The sequence below is a fragment of the Bacillus sp. JJ1773 genome (assembly GCF_036962035.1).
GTDB lineage: Bacteria > Bacillota > Bacilli > Bacillales > Cytobacillaceae > Cytobacillus.
The window spans coordinates 56,342-80,020 of sequence record NZ_JBALNX010000041.1 but is presented as its reverse complement, the minus strand read 5'-3'; the positions used below and the strand labels follow the sequence as shown (position 1 = coordinate 80,020).

24 protein-coding genes and 2 riboswitches are annotated in these 23,679 nt (G+C 38.9%); of the genes, 1 reads left to right on the top strand and 23 read right to left on the bottom strand.

Annotated features, from left to right (window positions below; genetic code table 11):
• Positions 1–395 precede the first annotated feature (395 nt).
• The 23 genes from V7127_RS11335 to V7127_RS11225 all read right to left on the bottom strand — a co-directional run bounded on the left by V7127_RS11335 (position 396) and on the right by V7127_RS11225 (position 23,194).
• Complete coding sequence (locus V7127_RS11335; protein ID WP_335345706.1) at positions 396–1,484, bottom strand: HD-GYP domain-containing protein; 1,089 nt, start codon at positions 1,482–1,484, stop codon at positions 396–398.
• A 203-nt stretch (positions 1,485–1,687) separates the two neighbouring features.
• On the bottom strand, positions 1,688–1,990 hold the full coding sequence (locus V7127_RS11330; RefSeq protein WP_335354165.1) for a YunC family protein: 303 nt from the start codon (positions 1,988–1,990) through the stop codon (positions 1,688–1,690).
• 106 nt (positions 1,991–2,096) lie between these two features.
• The gene (locus V7127_RS11325) at positions 2,097–2,942 is read right to left on the bottom strand and encodes a DUF72 domain-containing protein (protein WP_335486025.1); all 846 of its coding nucleotides are present in this window, start codon (positions 2,940–2,942) and stop codon (positions 2,097–2,099) included.
• Positions 2,943–3,071: 129 nt separating this feature from the next.
• Positions 3,072–3,275 carry a hypothetical protein gene (locus tag V7127_RS11320; protein ID WP_335486022.1) on the bottom strand — a complete coding sequence of 68 codons (204 nt, stop codon included), beginning with the start codon at positions 3,273–3,275 and terminating at the stop codon, positions 3,072–3,074.
• A gap of 61 nt (positions 3,276–3,336) precedes the next feature.
• Positions 3,337–4,734 carry a Fe-S cluster assembly protein SufB gene (sufB, locus tag V7127_RS11315; RefSeq protein WP_066291271.1) on the bottom strand — a complete coding sequence of 466 codons (1,398 nt, stop codon included), beginning with the start codon at positions 4,732–4,734 and terminating at the stop codon, positions 3,337–3,339.
• A gap of 96 nt (positions 4,735–4,830) precedes the next feature.
• On the bottom strand, positions 4,831–5,259 hold the full coding sequence (sufU, locus tag V7127_RS11310; RefSeq protein ID WP_335354161.1) for a Fe-S cluster assembly sulfur transfer protein SufU: 429 nt from the start codon (positions 5,257–5,259) through the stop codon (positions 4,831–4,833).
• Positions 5,249–6,478 (bottom strand): cysteine desulfurase, encoded by a 1,230-nt coding sequence (locus V7127_RS11305; protein WP_335354160.1) that lies wholly within the window; start codon positions 6,476–6,478, stop codon positions 5,249–5,251. The genes sufU and V7127_RS11305 overlap by 11 nt, the downstream gene beginning before the upstream one ends.
• Positions 6,478–7,785, bottom strand: coding sequence for a Fe-S cluster assembly protein SufD (sufD, locus tag V7127_RS11300; RefSeq protein WP_335354159.1), 1,308 nt, complete (start codon positions 7,783–7,785; stop codon positions 6,478–6,480). Before sufD ends, V7127_RS11305 begins: the two co-directional genes overlap by 1 nt.
• An 18-nt stretch (positions 7,786–7,803) precedes the next feature.
• Positions 7,804–8,589 carry a Fe-S cluster assembly ATPase SufC gene (gene sufC, locus V7127_RS11295; protein ID WP_335486019.1) on the bottom strand — a complete coding sequence of 262 codons (786 nt, stop codon included), beginning with the start codon at positions 8,587–8,589 and terminating at the stop codon, positions 7,804–7,806.
• Between the two features lie 327 nt (positions 8,590–8,916).
• The gene (locus tag V7127_RS11290) at positions 8,917–9,123 is read right to left on the bottom strand and encodes a hypothetical protein (protein ID WP_335486016.1); all 207 of its coding nucleotides are present in this window, start codon (positions 9,121–9,123) and stop codon (positions 8,917–8,919) included.
• 197 nt (positions 9,124–9,320) lie between these two features.
• Entirely contained in the window at positions 9,321–10,148 is an 828-nt protein-coding gene (locus V7127_RS11285) for a MetQ/NlpA family ABC transporter substrate-binding protein (protein WP_335348186.1), read from the bottom strand.
• A gap of 16 nt (positions 10,149–10,164) precedes the next feature.
• The gene (locus V7127_RS11280; RefSeq protein ID WP_335348187.1) at positions 10,165–10,830 is read right to left on the bottom strand and encodes a methionine ABC transporter permease; all 666 of its coding nucleotides are present in this window, start codon (positions 10,828–10,830) and stop codon (positions 10,165–10,167) included.
• The gene (locus V7127_RS11275; protein ID WP_335354155.1) at positions 10,823–11,848 is read right to left on the bottom strand and encodes a methionine ABC transporter ATP-binding protein; all 1,026 of its coding nucleotides are present in this window, start codon (positions 11,846–11,848) and stop codon (positions 10,823–10,825) included. Before V7127_RS11275 ends, V7127_RS11280 begins: the two co-directional genes overlap by 8 nt.
• A 110-nt stretch (positions 11,849–11,958) precedes the next feature.
• Positions 11,959–12,064: riboswitch (SAM riboswitch) on the bottom strand.
• Positions 12,065–12,209: 145 nt separating this feature from the next.
• On the bottom strand, positions 12,210–13,526 hold the full coding sequence (locus tag V7127_RS11270) for an O-acetylhomoserine aminocarboxypropyltransferase/cysteine synthase family protein (protein ID WP_335345973.1): 1,317 nt from the start codon (positions 13,524–13,526) through the stop codon (positions 12,210–12,212).
• Positions 13,527–13,630: 104 nt separating this feature from the next.
• Positions 13,631–13,730, bottom strand: a riboswitch (SAM riboswitch).
• A gap of 91 nt (positions 13,731–13,821) precedes the next feature.
• Positions 13,822–14,208 carry a hypothetical protein gene (locus V7127_RS11265; RefSeq protein ID WP_335486012.1) on the bottom strand — a complete coding sequence of 129 codons (387 nt, stop codon included), beginning with the start codon at positions 14,206–14,208 and terminating at the stop codon, positions 13,822–13,824.
• A 119-nt stretch (positions 14,209–14,327) separates the two neighbouring features.
• Entirely contained in the window at positions 14,328–15,596 is a 1,269-nt protein-coding gene (locus V7127_RS11260) for an MFS transporter (RefSeq protein ID WP_335486009.1), read from the bottom strand.
• Positions 15,597–15,731: 135 nt separating this feature from the next.
• Entirely contained in the window at positions 15,732–16,040 is a 309-nt protein-coding gene (locus V7127_RS11255) for a thioredoxin family protein (RefSeq protein ID WP_335345976.1), read from the bottom strand.
• A 6-nt stretch (positions 16,041–16,046) separates the two neighbouring features.
• Positions 16,047–16,403: a toprim domain-containing protein gene (locus V7127_RS11250; RefSeq protein ID WP_335345977.1), complete on the bottom strand. Its 357-nt coding sequence runs from the start codon at positions 16,401–16,403 to the stop codon at positions 16,047–16,049.
• A 274-nt stretch (positions 16,404–16,677) separates the two neighbouring features.
• Positions 16,678–17,061, bottom strand: a complete 384-nt coding sequence (gene gcvH, locus V7127_RS11245) for a glycine cleavage system protein GcvH (protein WP_335345978.1) — start codon at positions 17,059–17,061, stop codon at positions 16,678–16,680.
• 79 nt (positions 17,062–17,140) lie between these two features.
• On the bottom strand, positions 17,141–17,512 hold the full coding sequence (locus tag V7127_RS11240) for an arsenate reductase family protein (protein ID WP_335486006.1): 372 nt from the start codon (positions 17,510–17,512) through the stop codon (positions 17,141–17,143).
• Positions 17,513–17,739: 227 nt separating this feature from the next.
• Positions 17,740–19,524 (bottom strand): acyl-CoA dehydrogenase family protein, encoded by a 1,785-nt coding sequence (locus tag V7127_RS11235; RefSeq protein WP_335354148.1) that lies wholly within the window; start codon positions 19,522–19,524, stop codon positions 17,740–17,742.
• A gap of 52 nt (positions 19,525–19,576) precedes the next feature.
• A complete protein-coding gene (locus tag V7127_RS11230; protein WP_335486003.1) occupies positions 19,577–20,752 on the bottom strand; it encodes an acetyl-CoA C-acetyltransferase in 1,176 nt (391 codons plus the stop codon).
• A 57-nt stretch (positions 20,753–20,809) separates the two neighbouring features.
• Positions 20,810–23,194 (bottom strand): 3-hydroxyacyl-CoA dehydrogenase/enoyl-CoA hydratase family protein, encoded by a 2,385-nt coding sequence (locus tag V7127_RS11225; RefSeq protein ID WP_335486034.1) that lies wholly within the window; start codon positions 23,192–23,194, stop codon positions 20,810–20,812.
• Positions 23,195–23,451: 257 nt separating this feature from the next.
• On the opposite strand from V7127_RS11225, the gene V7127_RS11220 reads away from it, so the two are divergent.
• Positions 23,452–23,586 (top strand): YuzL family protein, encoded by a 135-nt coding sequence (locus V7127_RS11220; protein ID WP_082677131.1) that lies wholly within the window; start codon positions 23,452–23,454, stop codon positions 23,584–23,586.
• The last annotated feature ends 93 nt before the right edge of the window (positions 23,587–23,679 follow it).

The window sequence follows — 23,679 nt, the reverse complement described above, 5'->3', positions numbered from 1 at the left end:
GTATATTATTTTTCAATTAGTCTGTCAAAACAATATTTTCTTAATAATATCATTTTTTAAAAATAGTTTTGTTGATTTGTTGATTTTATAGTATTTTTTACTATAAATAAGGTGCTGAAGCGCTAAATTTTTATAGCCAAAAAAGACCTTTCCATATCCGGTAAGGTCTTTATAAATATTATTCAATTTACAACGCAAGGTTTTTCTGTTTTTTCGGCAACTAAAATCTCCTTAACAGAATGATAAATTTTTGTATGTGAATCAGCTATTAAAAAAATTGCTGATTCAACCTACAGGAACTCTTAAATTTGGCATCTCTACCTCACCCGGACTTGAGATGGTTTAGTAGATTGTCTCTACAAATATATCAAAATAGCATCTCTGTTTCGAGTTGATTAATTAAAAGCAGTATCACAGCTAATAATAATTACGTTCAACTCCTGCTTTAAATCAATCTCATAAGGAATTACTTTTTCACCATGATGCTCCATGATTCTAATATGAGGGCGGTCGCCTAATCCAGTATTTTGGCTGGAAACAATTCCTTTTCGTCCATCATTTAGAACGACCGATAAACCAACTGGATAAATAGCAACCGCTAGTCGAAAGGCTTCAATCACCTTTTGATCAAATAATGCCCCCGAACCAGCATAAAGGATTTCGAGCGCTTCACTTGGGAGCATCGCTTTTCTATAAACTCGATTAGAGGTGACTGCATCAAACACATCTGCTACAGCAATTATTTTTCCAAAATAATGAATGTCCGGTCCTAGCAAACCTCTTGGATAACCTGTCCCATTCATTCGTTCATGATGCTGATAGGCACAATGCGCTACTAATAGCGGGATGGTATGTACCTTTCTTAAAATTTCAAATCCTTCCTCTGCGTGCTTTTTAATAGTCTCATACTCATGATCCGAGAGCTTTTCAGGTTTCAAGAGGATTTCTAACGGGACTTTGAGCTTTCCAATATCATGGAAAATCGCCCCAAGACCTAAAGTTTCAAGCTCCTTAGTCGTTAGCTTTAATTCCATTCCAATCGCTAAGGAATAAAGAGTGACATTTAATGAATGGATAAATATATAATTATCATGTGTAAATGCATCTGAAAGAAGATTAAGTAATTCCTTTTTCTCCTTTATTTCTGTTAAAAGACTACGGATGATGCCAGATAATCGCTTTGATGCCTTGTCAACAACATATGAACCTGTAAGGCTCGGGTCTCTTTGAATTTCCTCAAACGTGCTGCTGATCGTTTGAATAGCTTCCAGACGTATAGTATCTGATATGCTTCCGTTATACTCTATATCCTCTGTTCCGTTTTCTTTAATAAAAATATAACTAATGCCTAAATCCTGAAGGCGCTGAATCAATGATTCTTTTAATGTTATTCCTTCATTTAATAATACTTGACCCTTTTCATTGTAAATAGCTTTTGCAAGGACTGTACCGGCCTCGACTGAAGTTGTTGTGACTAGTCTCATGAAATACACCTTTTCATTGTGAAGTTCCATTATCTTGCATGTATTATTAGAATATTTTTCTACTTTTTGCGACATTTTTCCTATTATTTCTACATTAACCTTTCAAGTACAGATATTTCAACCTACAAAGGTCCCTTTTTTTTATAAAAAAACGGGAGCTAGTTCATAAATTAGTCAAAAAAGAGGCACCCTCAACAGGATGCCTAAATCATCTTCAATAGTGCTTCTCTTCCAACCATCCCTTTATGGATGCCTAAAGCTTCGGCTTCATATGTGACTGATTCAAGTGGGGCATTAAGAAGCTGATCGATTGTTTTCACACCTACTGCTCTTCCTGCAATGACTTTCCGGTCTTTAAGCTTCTCATTTAATAATGCGACATCAAGAGCACCGCACATAATATATCCTTTTTCGTTTGTCACAACAAGTAAATTTGTTTTTGGCAACTGCACCGAGACACCTAGAAATGAGTGTCCCTGAATGTCTATCGGCTTTAAATCAATCAATGAAATAAACACTCCTTTCCCTTCCCATAACAAAGTATGCACGGCTAAGGGAAAGCGTGTATTAATTGCTAGACTAGTTTGTGGAAAAAATTTACTTGGCGGTCAGCTAAAAAAGGTTTAATTGACGTGGGGCTAAGTCCTTATATTCTATATTCAATAAATCAATTAGCTGCAAGGCATTGTCCGCTGCGTCTCCGCCAGAATTATTATTAAAAACGACATATACCTTTTTGCAGGCTTCCTCCAAATTCTTGAGGTGCTTAACCCATTCAGAAAGCTCTTGATGGTTATAGCGATATAAATATCTGACTTCCCGCCAGTTATCAGCATTTTTCTTAAGCCAGCCGTGAACATTCCTGCCATGAAAGCGAATGAGCACTTTCTCATTATTAGCCGTTTCTAACACAGTTGGTACAGAGCCCTCTCCAGCCTGAGGTTCATCACAAATAGAATGGATCCAATTTTCTTCCTTGATAAATTGAATCGTTTTTTCCTTGTACTCGGGTTTAAACCATGACTGGTGCCTGAATTCTAGTGCACATGGGAGATCCCCCATCTTTTCTTTACACCAGCGCAAATAGTCTACATTCTGCTTCCTACAGTCGAACCAAGGAGGAAATTGAAAAAGGATCATCGCTAATTTATTTCCTTCTATATATGGCTGTAAAGAGTCTTTAAAAGCGGCAAACATTTCATCCTTATCTTGAAAAGGAATTTCCCCTCTTTCATGACCAGTCATTCCCTGGTAAGCTTTAACAATAAACTGAAAAGTATCAGGAGTATTTTTCACCCATCTCTCTGAATTTCTTTTTGGCTGTATGGCATAGAATGATGCATCCACTTCCACTGTAGGAAAATAACCGCTATATTCCTTTAATTTATCCCGTGGAGAAATATTTTGAGTATATAAGCTATCATGATCTCCCCATCCTGTTAAACCGATTAGAATCATAGGGGCACCTCCTTGTGAACATATTAGCATACTTGAACTGTTTCTTTCCTATTTTAGTAAATGAACAAGCTTTGTTTTTACCGTTAAGGCTTCCTTTTATCTTTTTCGGTAAATGAACAGGCTTTGCTTTTACCGTTTGGGCTTCCTTTTTTCCTTTTCGGTTAATGAACAAGCTTTACTATTACCGTTTGGACTCCCTTTTTTCCTTTTTGGTAAATGAACAAGCTTTGCTTTTACCATTTGGGTTCCCTTTTTTTCCTTTGCGGTAAATGAACAAGCTTCCCTTTTACCATTTGGGCTCACTTTTGACCCTTTCGGTAAATGTATAAGCATTCTTTACTAGGAGTTAAAAAAATCCGCCTGCCAATGAAGACAAGCGGATTTTCGTATTATATTAACCGATAGAACCTTCCATCTCGAACTTAATCAAGCGGTTCATTTCAACAGCGTATTCCATTGGAAGCTCTTTCGTAAATGGCTCGATGAAGCCCATTACGATCATTTCTGTTGCTTCTTCCTCGGAAATGCCGCGGCTCATAAGGTAGAATAATTGCTCTTCAGAAACTTTGGAAACCTTCGCTTCGTGCTCTAAAGAGATGTTATCATTCATGATTTCATTATATGGAATTGTATCAGAAGTTGATTGATTATCCATGATTAACGTATCACACTCGATATTGGCACGCGCTCCATCCGCTTTACGACCGAATTGGACGATTCCGCGGTATGTTACTTTACCGCCTTGCTTAGAGATCGATTTCGATACGATCGTAGAAGAAGTGTTAGGTGCAAGGTGAATCATTTTTGCCCCTGCGTCCTGGTGCTGACCTTTACCTGCTAATGCGATGGAAAGAGTCATACCGCGAGCGCCTTCTCCTTTTAAAATAACAGCTGGGTATTTCATTGTTAATTTAGAACCGATATTGCCGTCGATCCATTCCATTGTTGCGTTCGCTTCACAAACAGCCCGCTTAGTAACAAGGTTATATACGTTGTTAGCCCAGTTTTGGATCGTTGTATAGCGGCAATATGCATCCTTCTTAATGATGATTTCTACAACTGCACTGTGAAGAGAGTTAGTTGTATAAACCGGAGCTGTACAGCCTTCTACATAGTGAACATGTGCGCCTTCATCAACAATAATTAATGTACGCTCAAATTGCCCCATGTTTTCAGAGTTGATGCGGAAATAAGCCTGTAATGGCGTTTCAACCTTAATTCCTTTTGGAACGTAGATGAAGGAACCGCCAGACCAAACAGCAGAGTTTAGTGCAGCAAACTTATTGTCTGTCGGAGGAATAACCTTCGCCCAGTGCTCACGGAAAATATCTTCATTTTCACGAAGAGCAGAATCTGTATCTTTAAATACGATTCCTTGTGCTACAAGATCTTCCTGCATGTTATGGTAAACAACCTCTGATTCGTATTGAGCAGAAACCCCTGCTAAATACTTTTGTTCTGCTTCTGGAATACCAAGCTTATCAAACGTTTGCTTGATTTCTTCAGGAACTTCATCCCAAGAACGCTCTGTTTTCTCAGATGGTTTTACATAGTACGTAATTTCATCAAAGTTTAATGACGCTAAATCTCCGCCCCACTGCGGCATTGGCATGCTGTAGAAATGCTCTAAAGATTTCAATCGGAAGTCAAGCATCCATTGTGGCTCTTCCTTCATCTTAGAGATTTCTTCAACAATTTCTTTAGTCAGTCCGCGTTTTGATCGGAAAATGGAAACGTCTTTGTCGGCAAAACCATATTTATAATCGCCGATTTCAGGCATCTTTTTTGCCATCGTCGTATTCCTCCATTCGTTGCAAAAGGAGAGATCGGTCCCCTATCGCAAATATATTTTAAGCCCAAGACAGCATTAGATTAACGGTTATTTCAATTATTCTTTCAGGCCTTTTTCCATTGCCTTCCATGCTAGTGTTGCACACTTAATTCGCGCTGGGAATTTGGCAACACCCTGCAAAGCTTCGATATCTCCGAGGTCTAAATCAACATCATACTCTTTTCCCTGCATAATATGTGAGAAAACCTCTGAAAGCTTCAATGCATCATCAATGTTAAGGCCTTTTATTGCTTGAGTCATCATGGAAGCAGAAGACATGGAAATCGAGCAGCCTTCCCCTTCAAATTTCGCATCCACTACTTTTCCCTCATCAAGCTTTAACGTCAATTGAATACGGTCCCCGCATGTCGGGTTATTCATATTAATCGTTAAGCTATCATCTTCTAGGACCCCTCTATTACGGGGATTTTTGTAATGGTCCATGATTACTTGTCTGTATAGAGTATCTAAATTATTAGAAGACATCGCTGAAATACTCCTTTGTTTTGACAAGCCCTTTAACAAGCTTATCAATCTCTTCTTCTGTATTGTACAGATAGAAGCTTGCTCGCGCTGTCGCCGAAGCTTTCAGCCATTTCATTAGCGGCTGTGCACAATGATGGCCAGCACGGACAGCAATTCCTTCAGCATCCAATACAGTTGCAACGTCATGAGGGTGAACATCATCAAGGTTAAAAGTAACTACACCCGTACGTTTTGATGCATCTTTCGGTCCGTAAATCGTGATGCCTTCAACCTGTGACATTTTTTCCAGTGCATAAGCAGCAAGCTTATGCTCATGAGCCTCAATATGTTCTAAACCAATCTCTTGTAGGAAATCAATAGCTGCCCCTAGTCCAATTGCTCCAGCAATAATTGGCGTGCCACCTTCAAACTTCCAAGGGAGCTCTTTCCAAGAAGATTCGTATAATCCGACAAAATCAATCATTTCCCCGCCGAATTCAATCGGTTCCATACTCTCAAGAAACTGCTTTTTGCCATAAAGAACGCCAATGCCTGTCGGGCCGCACATTTTATGACCTGATAAAGCAAAGAAATCACAGTCTAAATCTTGGACATCCACTTTTAAATGGGGTGCACTTTGAGCGCCATCCACAACCATGACTGCTCCATTTTCATGAGCAATTTTCGCAATTTCTTTAACTGGGTTCACAACACCTAGTACATTGGAAACATGCATAATCGATACGATCTTAGTATTGCTAGTAACAAGTTCTCTCACATCATCGAGAGAAATCGTTTCATCCTCCTGAAGAGGTATATACTTCAGAACGGCACCCGTATGTTTCGCAACTTGCTGCCAAGGAATGATATTACTATGATGCTCCATATATGAGATAACAATTTCATCGCCCTCTTTAAGGTTTGCTCTCGCGTAACTTGAAGCAACTAAGTTAAGGGCTGTTGTTGTTCCTCTAGTAAAAATAATTTCTTCCGTTGATTTCGCATTGATAAATTTTCGTACCTTTTCTCTAGCACCTTCATAGCCGTCAGTCGCTCTCGTTCCAAGCGTATGAACGCCTCTGTGCACATTTGAGTTATATTCACGATAATATTTATCTACCGCTTCAATGACTTGAACAGGCTTTTGTGATGTTGCGGCACTGTCCAGATAAACAAGCGGGTTCCCATTGACTTCCTGATGTAAAATTGGAAATTGTTTGCGAATATCCTGGATATTCATTATCTTACTTTCCTTTCAATAACTTCCACAAGCTGCTTGCTAACTCCTTCAATCGGAAGTGCATTTACGACCGGTGCAAGGAATCCATGAATAACAAGTCGCTCTGCTTCAGTCTTTGGAATTCCGCGGCTCATTAAATAATAGAGTTGAAGCGGATCTACACGTCCAACAGATGCTGCGTGCCCTGCTGTTACATCATCTTCATCAATTAATAGAATTGGGTTCGCATCTCCACGTGCCTTTTCATTTAGCATTAAAACGCGAGATTCTTGTACCGCATTAGATTTAGATGCGCCGTGCTCGATTTTTCCAATACCGTTAAAGATAGATGTAGCAGAATCCTTCATCACACCGTGCTTCAAGATAAAGCCTTCTGTATTTTTCCCAAAATGAACAATACTTGTTGTAAAGTTTTGAGTTTGATCTCCACGTCCAACTACAACTGTTTTCGTATCACCGAATGAGCCATCGCCCATTAAGTTTGTTACATTTTCATAGATCGTGTTGCTGTCATTCATTAATCCAAGAGCCCACTCAATACGAGCATCTCTGCCTGCAACACCACGGCGGTTTACATATCCAGTTAGTCCTTTAGCAAGTGTATCAACCGCACCATATTGAACTTTGGCACCAGCCTTAGCTAGAACCTCCGTTACTATATTAAATACCCCGCTAGCAGCTTCCATAGTGGATACATAGTTTTCAACATAAGTAACAGAACTATTATCCTCAGCAACAACAATCACGTGATTGAAAAGAGTTGCCTTATCATTATCGTGAACAAAGACTGCCTGAATTGGTTCAGCAACCTCGACATTTTTTGGCACGTATAGGAAGACTCCGCCATTTACTAAGGCTGCATGCAAGGCAGTTAATTTATGCTCATCTGCTTTTACGCCCTCAGTCATAAAATACTTTTGGAGTAAATCACTATGTTCTCTCGCTGCTGTAAAAATGTCAGTAAAGATAACACCCTTATCCTGCAGGTCTTTTGAAACAGAAATATATGTTGGTCTATTGTTACGCTGAATATATAAATTTTGTTCTGCAGCCTCGAGCTTTATTAATGTTTTCACATCTTCTGGAAGCTCATTTAAAGAAGTATAGTCTTCACTGCCTACAATATGCTGCTCGAACTGTGTTAAGTTCCAGTTTTTTATACTTGTTTTATCAGGTTTTGGCATTGGCAGATTTTCAGAGTTTTCAAGGGCTTTCAAGCGAAACTCTGTCAGCCATGCTGGTTCACCCATATCTTTTGAAAAGGAACTTACGTATTCCTTATCAAATAATTTTGTTTCTGTCGACATAATGGATCCTCCTAACAATTACGCTTCTTGGCCAACCGTTTCATCTTCAATACCTAGCTCTTTCTTAATCCAGTCATATCCTTCTGCCTCAAGACGCTGTGCTAGCTCAGGACCGCCTGATTTTACAATGCGTCCTTGCATCATAACATGTACATGGTCCGGAGTGATGTAGTTTAGAAGACGTTGGTAGTGTGTAATAATTAAGCAACCGAAACTTTCTCCACGCATTTGATTGATACCATTAGAAACAACTTTTAAGGCGTCAATATCAAGACCTGAATCGATTTCATCCAGAATAGCGAATTTTGGCTCAAGCATCATAAGTTGTAGAATTTCATTACGCTTCTTTTCTCCGCCAGAGAATCCTTCATTTAAATAACGCTGTGCCATATCCGGATCCATTTCAAGGAATTCCATTTGGCTGTCCATTTTCCGGATGAACTTCATTAAAGAAATTTCATTTCCTTCCTCTTGACGGCTATTAATAGCTGAACGTAAAAAGTCTGCATTTGTCACACCATTAATTTCACTAGGATATTGCATAGCTAAGAAAAGGCCTGCACGCGCACGCTCATCCACTTCCATCTCAAGAACATCTTCATCATCTAAAGTAACGCTTCCTTTTGTTACTTCATATTTTGGATGACCCATAATTGCAGAGGAAAGTGTAGATTTTCCTGTTCCGTTAGGTCCCATGATGGCATGGATTTCTCCCCCTTTTATTTCAAGGTTTACCCCTTTTAATATTTCTTTGCCTTCAATTTCAACATGAAGATCATTAATTGTTAATTTAGAACCTGCCATTACAATACCTCCATCAATAAAAGAAGATTTTATCTTACGGCAAAGCGCCGCAACCCTCTATTCTCATTTTATTCTCATTACAATCTTATAACAAATGAAAAGTATTAGCAACTCTTTCAATAAGTTAACACTTCGCACGTGTTGTAAACCTAGTACCACTTTTTATGGTAAAAGAATTACTTTTTTAGATTCCATTTTTTAATGTTACCCTTATCCATTATGTTCATGTATAAATGAAATTGCCATGCTTTTTTTCACTTACTACAAAAAAAAGAGGATTAGTATAAAATACTGAATCCCCTTTTCTTCATTAATATATGTTTGATTTTAAGAATGAATCTTTCTTTCAAAACCTGCGAGCATGCGCTGGCTCTTTTCATATTCTTCTTGACGCTTTTTTTCAACCTTCAGTCTCACATCGTGTTTTTGACTATACAACGCATATCCGACACCATGGGCTCCACGCATTGCTTTCTCCATACCGCTCGTATAATTTAAGTGCAGCTGGTTAATAAAAACCAATCCTTTCAACATAGCGATTTAAATTCATATAGAAATTTTACATCCACGACTTTTCAATGACAATGTCGAAAAAAAACGATTTTTTTTGCAGAGAACTTAAAAATCGCCATTAAAACGCTTACATCCATATCATACTCAAAATATCGTTTTTTTTATGATCAAAAGCGCCAAAAAAGCAGACAACTTTGTGTCTGCTTTTTTGATGTTTATTATTGAACTGAAGTTACGGCACCTTGGTATTTCTCTTGAATAAAGTCTTGGATTTCTTTTGACTTAAGAACTTCCACTAATGCCTTAATTTCTTCACGGTCTTTGTCCTCAGAACGAACAACAACTAAGTTTGCAGGAACAACATCACTGCCCTCAAATGCTATTCCATCTTCTTTAATATTTACATCGCCTTCTAGTGCATAGTTCGTATTGATTACGACCGCATCACCTTCTCCGCTTTCAAACGAAGTAGCTAATAATTTCGCTTCAATTAATGTAGAGAAATCTAGGTTCTTCGGATTTTCAACAATGTCTTCAACTCTTGCTGAAGCTCCGACTCCTTCCTTCAGTTTAATAACGCCTTCTCTTTCAAAAATTGGTAAAATACGTCCGTGGTCACTAAATGAATCACTCATAATAATTTTGGCACCGTCTGGAAGATCTTTTAAGCTTTTATATTTCTTAGAGTAAACCCCGATTGGTTCCTTATGAATTTCACCAACGCTTACAAAGTCATAATCTTTATTTTGTTCCATTTCAAGTTCAAGATACCCAGGCGTTTGGAAATAGTTCGCATCAAGCTCTTTATCTCTTAACGTCACATTTGGCAAAATATAATCAGTAAAAACTTTAATTTCTAAATCAATGCCCTTTTCAGCTAATAAAGGTTTTGCTTCTTCAAGAATTTCTGCATGTGGAACCGCTGAAGCACCAACCACTAATTTTTTATTTCCACCTTCACTAGTAGGCTCTTCTTTTTTACCGCCGCAAGCAGCTAAAGCGACAGAAAGTAAAGCAATTACTAAAAAACTTAATACTTTTTTCATTTTTTTCTCTCCTTAATTATCGTTTGTCTGTTTTCTTTGTAAAATAATCACCAACGAATTGGATGATAAATACTACTATTAGAATGGCTATGGTTGCAACTAATGTAACAACTGAATTATTGCGCTGAAAACCTTCAAGATAAGCGAAATGTCCTAAACCACCTGCACCAATGACCCCTGCCATTGCAGTAAAACCTACTAATGAAATAGCAGTAACTGTGATACCTGATATTAATGCCGGTAAAGATTCAGGGATTAGTATTTTGAAAATAATTTGGCTGTGGCTAGCCCCCATCGATTGCGATGCTTCAATTACACCTTTATCGATTTCTCTTAATGCAATTTCAACCATCCTTGCGTAAAAAGGAGCAGCTCCTATTATTAGTGCAGGTAATGCTGCGTTTGCGCCAAGTATAGTTCCAAGTAATAATTTTGTAAAAGGGATAAGTAAGACAATTAAGATAATAAAGGGAATAGATCTAAAAATATTCACTATAGCAGCAATGATCGTGTTGAAAAATTTATTTTCCCACATATTACCTTTATCTGTCAAAAATAAGAGCAATCCAAGTGACAATCCTATAATAAATGTTGAAAGAACTGAAATAGTTGTCATATAGATGGTTTCTTGGGTAGCGATTATTAATTTTTCCCATTTAATCATCTCGATGAAATCAGCCATTTGCAATCACCTCCACACCCACTTGCTGCAAGCCAATAAACTCAATTGCACTTGCAACCTCTGACTCAGTACCTTCCAAATGGATAAAAAGGGTACCATACGAGCCATTTTGTGTATGTGAAATTTTCCCTTGCAAAATATTCACAGTTATATCGTATTTTCGAATTAATTCAGTGATTAAAGGCTGTCCTGTAGAATCTCCTACAAAGGTTAACTGAACTACTTGACCTTCAGGATATTTCTCAAGAAGATGTTCAATCGTCTCTTGTGTTTCCTCCGGTTCCGTTACTTGCTGGAGAAAACGCTTTGTAATTGGCTCCTGCGGATTTTTAAATACTTCTAAAACTGGACCAATTTCGACTATTTTTCCGCTTTCCATCACTGCAACTCGATGGCAAATCTTGCGGATAACATGCATTTCATGTGTAATCAGGACAATTGTTAATCCCAATCGCTCATTAATATCTACTAATAATTCAAGAATCGAATCTGTCGTTTCTGGATCAAGTGCAGATGTGGCTTCATCACATAACAACACTTTCGGATTGTTTGCCAGTGCTCTAGCAATGCCGACACGCTGTTTTTGCCCTCCGCTCAGTTGAGAGGGATAGGCATTCTCTCTTCCTTCCAGCCCAACAAGCTTAATGAGTTCATCCACTCGTTTTAATCTTTCCTCTTTTGCCACACCAGCAATTTCAAGTGGAAATGCAATATTTTGTCTAACTGTTCTAGACCAAAGCAGGTTAAAATGCTGGAAAATCATGCTGATATCCTGTCTTGCTTTTCTTAAACTCTTGCCTTTTATATGTGAAACTTCATTATTAGCTACGACAACGTTCCCGCTTGATGGAATTTCAAGTCCATTTAGCATTCGAATTAATGTACTTTTTCCAGCCCCGCTATAGCCAATGACACCAAAGATTTCTCCTTCGTTGACTTCTAAATTCACGTTGTCTACTGCAGTGACTTGGCCTTGTTTAGAAGGAAATATCTTTTGGACATTTTTGATTGAGATCATAACTGCTCACCCTCTCTAAATCCCATTTACAATATAATAGATGAATAAAGAGAAATAACAAGAAAATGCCTTTCTGTTATGAGCAGAAAGGCATTACGACTTTATCCTTCCCCTCATCTTCCAAAGCAAGTCTGCTTTGTGTGAATTGGCACCATTTCATAAAATGACGGTTGCCGGGTTTCATCGGGCACATCCCTCCACCTCTCTTGATAAGAGCATTACATCTATATTCAATTAACATTTTAATCTAATTTAGCTAATCAATATTCATGATTGATATCGTATCATGGTATAAAGAGGGCGTCAACGGTAAAAAATTGGAATTATATATCTTTTTACTTATATTTTATGCCTTAAATAATTATGCTTTTGCAGTTAGCGAGGCAATACCTGTTGCTGCCTCAATTGCTTGCTCTAAATCTTCAATAAGGTCTTCAACATTTTCAATTCCGATAGATAGGCGGACTAGATCCTCAGGAACGCCTGCTGCCTTAAGCCCTTCTGTATCAAGCTGCTGATGCGTTGTACTTGCCGGGTGAATAACTAAGCTTTTCGCATCGCCAACGTTTGCAACATGTGCCCATAGCTCAAGATTATTAATGAAAGCCGCTCCAGCTTCTCTTCCGCCTTCGATTCCAAATACGACAACAGAACCTGCACCCTTCGGCAAATACTTATCCGCTAATGCTTTATCCGGATGATTGTCACTTCCAGGATACAGAACCCAATTAATAGCTGGATGAGCTTCTAAATATTCTACCACTTTCTTCGTATTAGCAATATGCTCCTTCATCCGCACATGAAGTGTTTCAAGTCCAAGTGTAAATTGGAACGCATTTTGCGGGCTTAATGCAGGACCAAGGTCTCTAAGAAGTTGAACTCTAGCTTTAATAATATAGGCAACGGCACCTAATGCCTCACTATACACAAGGTTATTATAGCTTGGGTCTGGCTGAGTGAATCCAGGGAATTTAGGAGAATTCCAATCGAACTTTCCACCGTCTACAATGATTCCTCCAGTTGTTGTTCCATTTCCCAGCAGCCATTTTGTAGCGGAGTGGACGACAATATCCGCTCCAAATTCTATCGGTCTGCATAAATATGGAGTCGCGAATGTATTGTCAATAATAAGTGGAACCCCATTCTCGTGTGCAATTTCCGCTACCTTTTCGATATCTAACACCTTTAAGCTTGGATTTCCAATCGTTTCAGCAAAGACAGCCTTTGTTTTTTCAGTAATCGCTTTTCGGAAGTTTTCAGGATCCTCAGGGTCGACAAATTTTACTTTAATGCCGTATTTAGGCAGTGTCACAGCAAACAGATTATAAGTTCCCCCATAAAGGTTCGAGGCTGAAACAATTTCATCCCCAGCTTCAGCAATGTTCAAAATGGCTAGTGTAATGGCGGCCATTCCGCTAGCCACCGCTAGGGCACCAACTCCCCCTTCTAACAAGGCAACCCTTTCTTCAAAAACTGTAGTAGTTGGGTTGTGAATACGAGTATAAATATACCCAGTTTCCTTCAAGCCAAATAAATTAGCTGCATGTTCTGTGTTTTTAAATTGATAAGCATTGTTTTGGTAAATTGGCACAGCTCTTGCCCCTGTTACAGGATCCGGCTGAAGGCCCCCATGTACACCTAATGTCTCAAATCGATAGTTCTTTTGTTTTTCTGACATTTTTCATCTCTCCCTTTTTCATGTGCAAATGTTTTTATCTTTTACTTATTTAAAGAAGAGTTAAAAAAAACCCTCTTCATAAGAAGAGGGCTGATATTCATCTCTTCTCATCTATCAGAGCAATTGCTCTGCTGGAATTGGCACCGCGTAAATACCGGTTGCCGGGCTTCGTAGGGCCAGTCCCTCCACCTCTCTTGATAAGAATATTTAATTGTTATACTTAAGTTATTATAGCGATACTATCATATTGATTTTAGGCAGTCAAGGTATATTTTAGAAATTTCTGATTTAATAATTATTTTTTACATAAAATGAAAAGAGATTCTAACAGCAATATTTTACGGAAGGTTGAATCGACTGATACCTTCTTCCACCTTATTGCCTCTCTTAATTTTTCACTTCCTGTTAAAATGGCATGAATGCTTTCTTTAGATCCTGATATGATGGCATCAAATTGTTGTTTCTGAATATCTGGATAAATGGAAATATGGCCATCCAGAAATTTTAACGGAACCTCTATATCCCCGGCTTTGATACAAATTAATAAGGAGGAATCAGCTAACAATTTCTGTAAATGCGATTTACTCTTAACCTCTTCAATAAATGAAGCAGCCATCTTTTCCATTTCCATCACCTCTAAAAACGAACATATTATTTTTTCTTCTATATCTACATTCAACAAAAGCAACGACATCCCTCTTATTTCTGTTCGACACAATAAAAGCAAAAAAAAGACAATGCCTCGACTATTTTCAGCATTGTCTTTCATTTCCCGAGAAATATATCTTTTATTTGCATGTATTAAACTGCATTGACGGTGGATACCGCTTTTTTTGTCTTATTATGGTTCTTAAATACTAGATAAAAATAAATCGATCCTACTAGATATAACGAAGCTGTAATAGAAAAAACAAGCGCATATCCCCAATAGGACCCATACTTTATCACAATCCCTGTAGATACAGGGCCCATTGTTGCCCACCCTAAATTAAATACCATTTGGTTTACAGAATTCGCTAAACCTTTATAGGAGTCACCTACTTTAGACATCATGAGCGACATTTGGATGGGGTTTCCCGCATTCATCAACGCCTGTCTAAATAAAAATCCGAGTGCGGCTAGTAATAAATTTTCCGTGTATGCTGTGAGAAGGAGAAATGGCAGTGACATGAGTTGAAGAATGACTACAGCCTTCACCTCCCCTACCTTTCGAACAACAATTGGTCCAATGATCATAGCAACCGCTGTTGCAGCCTGACCCATTGAAATAATGAAACCGATTGCTGAGTTGGAAGCAGAAAAACGATCTGCAAAATATAGATTGAGATAGGGAATCACTAATCCAGCACCAATTCCGATGAGAAGCTGTGCAATTGCAAAAAGCCCTATCATTTTAAAGCCATCACTTTTATAAAATTTCTTCTTATATGTTGTTTGCTTCTCTTGAATTTTGGCAGTTGAAGAACTAGTTTCCTTAAATCGTGTAATTGGCAGTACACCTATAAGAAAGAAAATACCCCCAATTATTAGTGTAATTCGAATACTAGTCAATGATGTTGTAAAAAATGAAAATAAATCTGTTAAGATTCCGCCGCTTAAATTTCCAATAACATTAGCTCCTGTCATAACCGCGAAATGCATACTAAATAAATGGACCCGCTGTTCAGGCTTAGAGTTCTCAGCAAGCCAAGGGATAAGCGAAACTTGAAGAAATGCAGACGTTATTCCCGTTAAAAAGGCAAACAAAAGCAGAAGTGATTGGATTTCAATGACACCTCGAAATAACAGCACAATGCCAGTTGCAGTTGCTCCAAAGAGCATAGCTTTTTTTCTCCCCATCCGGTCACTCATAATGCCCGCAGGAACAAGAATTAGAGCCGTGGCCAATGCAGTCATGGAGATGACCTGACCGTTCAATCTTTCAGTAAAGCCTAACTCCCGAATGTAAAAATTGTAAATAACCATAAAAATTCCAAAACCAATCTGCGTATAGACATTTGCCCAGATGGCCTGCCTAATATTATGATTATATCCTTTAATCTGGCTTGCCCATTCTCTATAAAATGTCATATAGTTTCTCCTCGAAAAAATATTTCGTATCCCTAAATATAATACATAAATATGGAAGCACTTGTAAATAAATAATCAGTGAATGTTTAGAAAATAAAACCAAAATAAAAATACCAGGCAAAATGACCTGGCATTTTAAAGAACACTCTTTATTCTATCTAATAAATAGGGAACAGAATGAAAAGCGTACAGTTTATCCTGAATATGTCCATCTTTAATCATGATGAGGCAAGGCACACTTTCTACCTCTAGCTGCTCAGCGAATTCAGACATATAGTTTAAATCGGCTTTCCCAATTAGATGATCAGGCAGCAGTTGTTCTATAACTGTTAACATTTTACTGGCTAGCTGACACGTACCGCATAAAGGAGTATACAGATATACCAAACCTGATTTGTGATTCTTGATAAGCTTTTCAAATTCCTCCCGTGACCATTCCTGCAATGATTCTCATCCTTTATCCAAAAACTCTGTGTATACATCTATATTAGCCGATAATAACACGGTAGCAAGATGATGTTCCGGAGCAGTTGCAACCTCGCGATACATACGATCGATATAAAGGTGCTCAGCCTCTGGAAATTCTCTTTTAAATTGTTTCCGAAGCTTTTCCCCAGCTGCATCTGCATCAACCAATATAAAAACATCTTTATCATAAAGCATATCAATCAATTCATCCAGTTTTGTGACACCTATTGTTCCGTTAGTGCAAATAATTTCAATTGGCTCACTTACTATCGCCTGTACCTTTCTTTTATCCGTTGTACCCTCTACAATAATTACTTTTTCTGTAACCGCCTCATCCATTATAATCACCTGAACTGAGTTGTAGTTTTCCCCTAAAAAATCTCCTTGAAAGGAAGTTATATATATACCATACCATATTCAATATTCTTGACTATGGTGTTGGACTCCTGCTTATTATATTTATTATTAGTTTGGCACATGTCTTTATGCTTTTTATACTTAACGGGACTATTATTTATTAAGCAGAAAAAAGAGGCTTCCAATACGGAAACCCCTTTCATCTCTCTGCAAACAGACCTATGTAAACTGTCCAAATGCAAGATCTAATTATTCATTAATCTTCTTTTACCATTGCTTCATATTGTTCAGCAGTCATTAATTTTTCAAGTTCACTTGTATCTGATAACTCAACAACGATCATCCATGCTTTTTCGTATGGAGATTCATTAACGAACTCAGGATTATCGCTTAAATCTTCATTTACTGCGACAACCTTTCCGCTTACTGGTGAATAAAGCTCAGATACTGTTTTTACAGATTCTACGCTTCCGAAAGGCTCGTCCGCAGTTACTTCGTCTCCCACTTCTGGAAGCTCAACGAATACAATGTCACCTAGCTCCGATTGAGCAAAGTCAGTGATTCCAATGCGTACTTGCTCGCCTTCTGTTTTTACCCACTCATGCTCTTCTGAATAACGTAATTCATTTGGTGTGTTCATTCTAAACCCTCCATTATTCTTTCATAATTGATCGAGTAATCGATCTCTTCCTTCATCATGGCAAAAAGAACGATTTTTTTCAATCCTTTTTTAATGCAAGCCATGATTTTTCGTAATCCTCTTCCTTAAAGCCAACAGTTACTTTCTGGCCATCTGTAAGAATCGGACGCTTAATCAGCATTCCATCAGTAGCCAGCAAATCAAGCAATTCGTCATCAGACGAAGATTTGACCTTATCCTTTAAACCGAGTTCACGGTATTTCATGCCGCTCGTGTTAAAGAATTTTTTTAAGTCCAACCCGCTTTTTTTATAAAGGTCCTCTAACTCGCTGCGGGAAGGCGGATTATCAGCAATATGTACAGCTTCATAGGCCAATTGGTGATCATCTAACCACTTTTTAGCTTTTCGGCAAGTACCGCATTTCGGGTACCAATAAAATGTCATAGCCATTTTTTCACCACCAAAATTATCATTCCAATATTTTCACATATTAAATCAAATAGTACCATAATTTTTTATGTAATCATAACTTTGGCTACCAAATGGATAATTCGACAATATTCCCTATAATCCTTCTTTATTAGAAAATTATTTTTTTGGATGATTGTTTCCAACAACAATAGGGTCTGACACAATTGCCAGAAGCAACAGTGCCAGACCCTTATTATTTTATTTTTCTATAAAACAAAACGCTCTGCTTCAATTATTTTTTCAGCTGCTTCACGTTTCTTCGCGATTACATTAATTGGTGTGTGACGGGTGAATTTACGCAGAGCTGAAATCATCATTCTTAAAGCATCACCAGTTTCCACAGCCACAAGGGTTTCTTTTGCATCCTGTTCAATTTTATTAAAAGCTTCCTGACAGAAGATTTGTGTATAAAGAAGCTTTTGCTTACTCTTCTCTAAACCTGCTTTTTCAATGGCTTTCTCGGTACGAAGAACAGCTGATTCCATCGCATATGCATTTGAAATTATGTCTGCAATATTCACTAATACCTCTTGCTCTTTTTCTAAAGCCTTGCCGTATTTTTGGGCTGCTAATCCTGCAGCAAGCAAGCCAATTTTCTTTGCATTTTTCACTAAATATTTCTCCTGAGCTAAAGGCTCTTCACCAGGATCTTCAGGCATCATCATCATAAGTTCCTCTTGTAAAGCCATCGCTTTTTCGAATAATGGCAGCTCACCCTTGAACGCTTTACGGATATAGGTACCTGGAACTAATAGACGGTTAATTTCATTTGTTCCTTCAAAAATTCGATTAATTCGGGAATCGCGATACGCTCTTTCAATTTCGTATTCAGCCATGAATCCATAGCCGCCATGAATTTGAACACCTTCATCCACAACGTAATCAAGGACCTCTGTAGAGAAGAATTTATTTAGTGAGCATTCAATGGCATATTCGGCAATGGATTTCGCTACTTCCTTGCCATCCTTAACCTCTTCTTCTGATAGCTTGCTCATGCGATCCTCAAACAACCCAACTGTACGGTAAACAGAGCTTTCTGCAGCATAAATCTTTGAAGCCATTGTTCCGAACTTTTCCTTTGTCAAATTAAATTGAGAGATTGGCGTTTTGAACTGCTGGCGCTGATTTGCATACTGTACAGTAATTTCAAATGCCCGTTTTGAACCTCCTACAGCCCCAACCCCTAATTTATAACGGCCGATGTTTAAGATGTTAAATGCGATAATATGGCCTCTGCCTAGCTCTCCTAGCAGGTTTTCCTTCGGCACAAGTGCATCTTCTAGAATTAATGTACGAGTCGATGAGCTCTTAATTCCCATTTTCTTTTCTTCCGGACCAACAGATACCCCTGGGAACTCTCTTTCTACGATAAAAGCTGAGAAATGCTCTCCGTCCACTTTTGCGTAAACAACAAATACGTCTGCAAATGCAGAATTCGTAATCCATTGCTTTTCACCATTTAGAACATAATGAGTGCCTTCCGCATTAAGCTTAGCCGTTGTTCTTGCACCTAGTGCATCTGAACCTGAGCCTGGCTCAGTTAAAGCATAAGCTGCCAACTTATCACCAGTAGCTAAATCTGGCAAGTATTGCTTCTTCTGCTCCTCCGTTCCGAAAAGAACGATAGGAAGAGATCCAATTCCTACATGTGCCCCGTGGGAGATAGAGAAACCGCCTGCACGCGCCATTTTTTCAGCGATGAGCGCCGAGCTTACTTTATCTAATGCCAAACCGCCGTATTCTTCAGGAACATCAGCACCTAGAAGTCCAAGCTCTCCCGCTTGCTTTAATAATTTGACTGTACGATCAAATTCGTGATTCTCTAAATACTCTACTTCTGGAAGAACTTCATTTATGACGAATTCCTCAGTCGTTTTCGCAATCATTTTATGCTCATCTGTATAATCCTCTGGAGTAAACACACGATCAGAGGAAAGATCCTCGATTAAAAAACTTCCACCTTTAATTAGGTTATCTGTTTGATTAGACATCTTTATTTCCTCCATTCAATTTTTTTGGACTGTTATGTTCTATGACTATGCCCTATAGCAGTTCAAACACTCCGGCTGCGCCCATTCCTCCGCCTATGCACATGGTGACGATGCCGAATTGCTGATTGCGGCGTTTCATTTCATGAATGAGCGATAGTGTAAGTTTCGCCCCTGTGCACCCTAGCGGATGGCCTAGTGCAATGGCGCCGCCGTTCACGTTTATCTTTTCTTCGTCTATGCCTAACTCTCGAATGATTTGGATCGATTGGGAAGCGAATGCTTCATTTAGTTCAAATAGTCCGATATCTGATAATTCAAGGCCTGCTAGCTTTAATGCTTTAGGGATAGCGACAATTGGGCCAATTCCCATAATTTCTGGCGGCACTCCACCGACAGCGAATGATCTGAATTTGGCCATTGGCTTCAAGCCAGTTGATTCTGCTTTTTCACGGTCCATGACCATGACCGCTGCTGCTCCATCACTTGTCTGGGATGAATTCCCTGCTGTTACCGTTCCAGTAACAGAAAAAGCTGGACGAAGCTTAGCCAATATTTCAATCGTAGAATCCGCTCTTACACCTTCATCTTGACTAAATGTAATCTTTTTTTCGATCAATTTATTGTCTTTTCCAATTGATCGTAAGGCTACGTCAACGGGAACGATTTCATCCTTAAACTTTCCTTCTTGAATGGCTTTTGCTGCTTTTTGATGGCTTCGAACGGCAAAGGCATCCTGATCTTCACGGGAAATCCCGTATTTTTTCGCAACCTCTTCAGCTGTGTGACCCATGCCCATATAATACTCAGGAGCTGATTCCGCCAATTTAATATTGGGACGAGTCACGTGACCCATCATCGGAACAAGACTCATTGACTCAGCCCCGCCAGCAATGATTGTGTCTGCGTGTCCGATCATAATTTTCTCAGCTGCGTAGGCAATGGATTGTAATCCTGATGAGCAGTAGCGATTAATAGTGATCGCCGGAACATTATATGGAAGTCCAGCCAATGCCCCAATATTTCGAGCCATATTTAAGCCCTGCTCTGCTTCCGGCATGGCACATCCAATAATTAAGTCATCGATATTTCCCTCATAGTTTCCTGCTCGCTTTAATGTTTCCTGCACAACGAGGGCACCTAAATCATCCGGTCTTACATTGGCGAGCGTCCCTTTCTTTGCCTTGCCAACCGGAGTGCGGGCTCCTGCAACGATAACCGCTTCTTTCATTCTATTCCCTCTCTTTCTTATCTATTGAAAAATGAACCCTATTACTCTTCCACTATATTAATTACGTAATGGCTTCCCTTTCACGAGCATATGCTGCATGCGCTGCAGCGTCTTTGGCTCAGCTAGCAGGCTTAGGAAGGCTTCTCTTTCTAAATCTAGTAAATATTGTTCATCCACTTCAGTTCCAAAAGGTACTTTTCCACCTGCAATGACATAAGCTAACTTCTTCGCAATTTTTAGATCATGCTCTGAAATATAACCAGAATAAAGCATTGTCTGTGCTCCTAAAAGTAAAGTTGCATAACCCGTTTCACCAACAACTGGCACCTTTTTGCGGATGGGCGGCTGATAGCCTCTTTCATAAAGAGCTAGTACTGCCTGCTTCGCATCATAAAGTAAATGATCACCATTCACACTAATACCATCAGCAGCATTCAAAAAATTGTTTTCGCGTGCTTCATCCCCTGATGTAGAAACCTTTGCCATAGCAATCGATTCAAATACTTTGTTTGCAACTTTTTGAAGATCAAATTCAACCCCATTAGGCAGGTTATTGAGATGCTTTAAATAAAGCTCTTTATTACCGCCTCCGCCAGGAATCAGCCCTACCCCAACTTCCACAAGCCCCATATACGTTTCGCTTGAAGCCTGAATATGCGCAGTTGGGAGACAAACTTCTGATCCGCCTCCAAGCGTCATGCCAAATGGAGCTGCAACAACTGGCTTAGAACTGTATTTAATTTTCATCATTGCCTGCTGGAAGTGACGGACGACCATGTCAAGCTCATAAATATTATCATCCTGTGCTTCCATCAGGATCATGGCAAGATTCGCACCAACGCTGAAGTTCTTGCCTTGGTTACCGATTACAAGTCCCTTGAAATTCTTTTCTACCTCATCAATGGAGTAGTTAATCATTTGGATACTATCTAGACCAAGTGCATTGCTTTTAGAATGGAACTCTAGCAAAGCAACACCATCGCCTAGATCAATAAGACTTGCACCGCTGTTCTTTTTAATGACGCCTTTTTGCTTTTTCAATCTTTTTAAATTTATTTTCTTCGGATTTTCAACTACTGGCTTGTATTCGCCATTTTCATAGAAAAAGAGATTTCCATCCTCGGCTTCTTTATAGAATGATGCATGACCGTTATCGAGCATTTCCTTTACCCAAACCGGAACCTCTAAACCAGCCTCTTCCATTTTCTTCACGGCTTTTTCTACACCAATGGCATCCCAAATTTCAAATGGTCCTAACTCCCAGCCGAAGCCCCAATTCATTGCTTGATCAATTGCAACAACATCATCAGCAATGGTTCCTAATAATTCAGCTGAATAAAGTAGAGCCGGACTTAATATATTCCATAGTAGCTGGCCAGCACGGTCATCAGCATATATTAACGCTTTCATTTTGTTGGCTGTGCCTTTTTCCTGCTTGCTTAATTCTGTTGCCGCTGTTTTCAGTTTCTTCCGAGGCCCATATTCAAAAGTGTTTGGATCAAGCTCTAGAATCTCTTTCCCTTGCTTGAGGAAAAACCCTTGGCCAGTCTTGCTGCCTAGCCAGCCCTTATTAAGCATCTCTTTCATAAAGTCTGGCACTGTGAAGACTTCTTTTTCCTTGCCTTCCACTTGCTCATAGACATTATTGGCTACATGGACAAATGTATCTAAACCGACAACATCAAGTGTTCTGAAGGTTGCGCTTTTTGGCCGGCCGATTAACGGTCCTGTAATGGAATCAACTTCTCCAACACTATAGCCGCCTTTGAGCATTTCCTGTAAAGTGACTAACAGCCCGTACGTCCCGATGCGGTTAGCAATAAAGTTTGGCGTATCCTTCGCTTCAACAACGCCCTTGCCCAGCTTATCTTCGCCAAATTGCTTCATAAAGCTTAATACTTTGGCATCAGTGTTTTTCGTAGGAATAACTTCTAACAACTTTAAATAGCGAGGCGGGTTAAAAAAGTGAGTCCCGAGGAAATGCTTCTGAAAATCCTCAGAGCGTCCTGCTGACATCGCCTCAACGGAAATTCCAGATGTGTTTGAACTTACGATACTGCCAGGCTTTCTATAGCGATCTACCTTTTCAAAAACCTGCTTTTTAATATCGAGATTTTCAACGACAACCTCAATGACCCAATCAACATCCTTTAAACGCTCCATGTCGTCATCGAAGTTACCAGCTTCTACTAATGATAAATTCTCTTTAGACGTAAGCGGCGCGGGTTTTTGCTTTAATAGCTTTTGGCGGCCTGCTTCACTAATTCGATTTCTAACTGCCTTATCATCAAGGGTTAACCCTTTTGCTTTCTCTGTTTCATTTAATTCTCGAGGTACAATATCCAGCAATAGTGTTGGGATTCCAATATTCGCTAAGTGAGCTGCAATACCAGAGCCCATCACTCCAGAACCAAGAACTGCTGCTTTTTTGATTTGTTGGATCAAGTTTATTTCCCCCTTTTACACCTTTTGAATGAACACTCATTCATTTTTATTCCAAAAAAATTTCTCGTGAATGAGTCTTATTATTTATAACTATAAAATATTTAAAATATTTAATCAATATTTTTTGTACATATTGGAAAAAATATTTTTTTCGGGTAACGGTCATAAATTGACATTAGACAATCCACTATCGGCTAATTTTTGCTAGTGGAAAAGCCCATATTGGGTAATCTACTAATGGAGGTGATTAGTGAATGGCAAGAAGAAAAAAGAATCCTTCGAAGGCTGGGGTCAGTGCTGCAAGTGTAAAAGGGAATGCTGGACCAACTGTTGAAGCAGATGGCGGCGGAAAAGTGAACAGCCAGAATAATCAGTTTAAAAAGAGCTAAGTTAAACAATTCATTCGAAGAGTGTTTACCTATGGTTTCTGCTCTAGAGGATTTTTACAATAACGGGCATCTGCTGACTGTTCTGATGCCCAT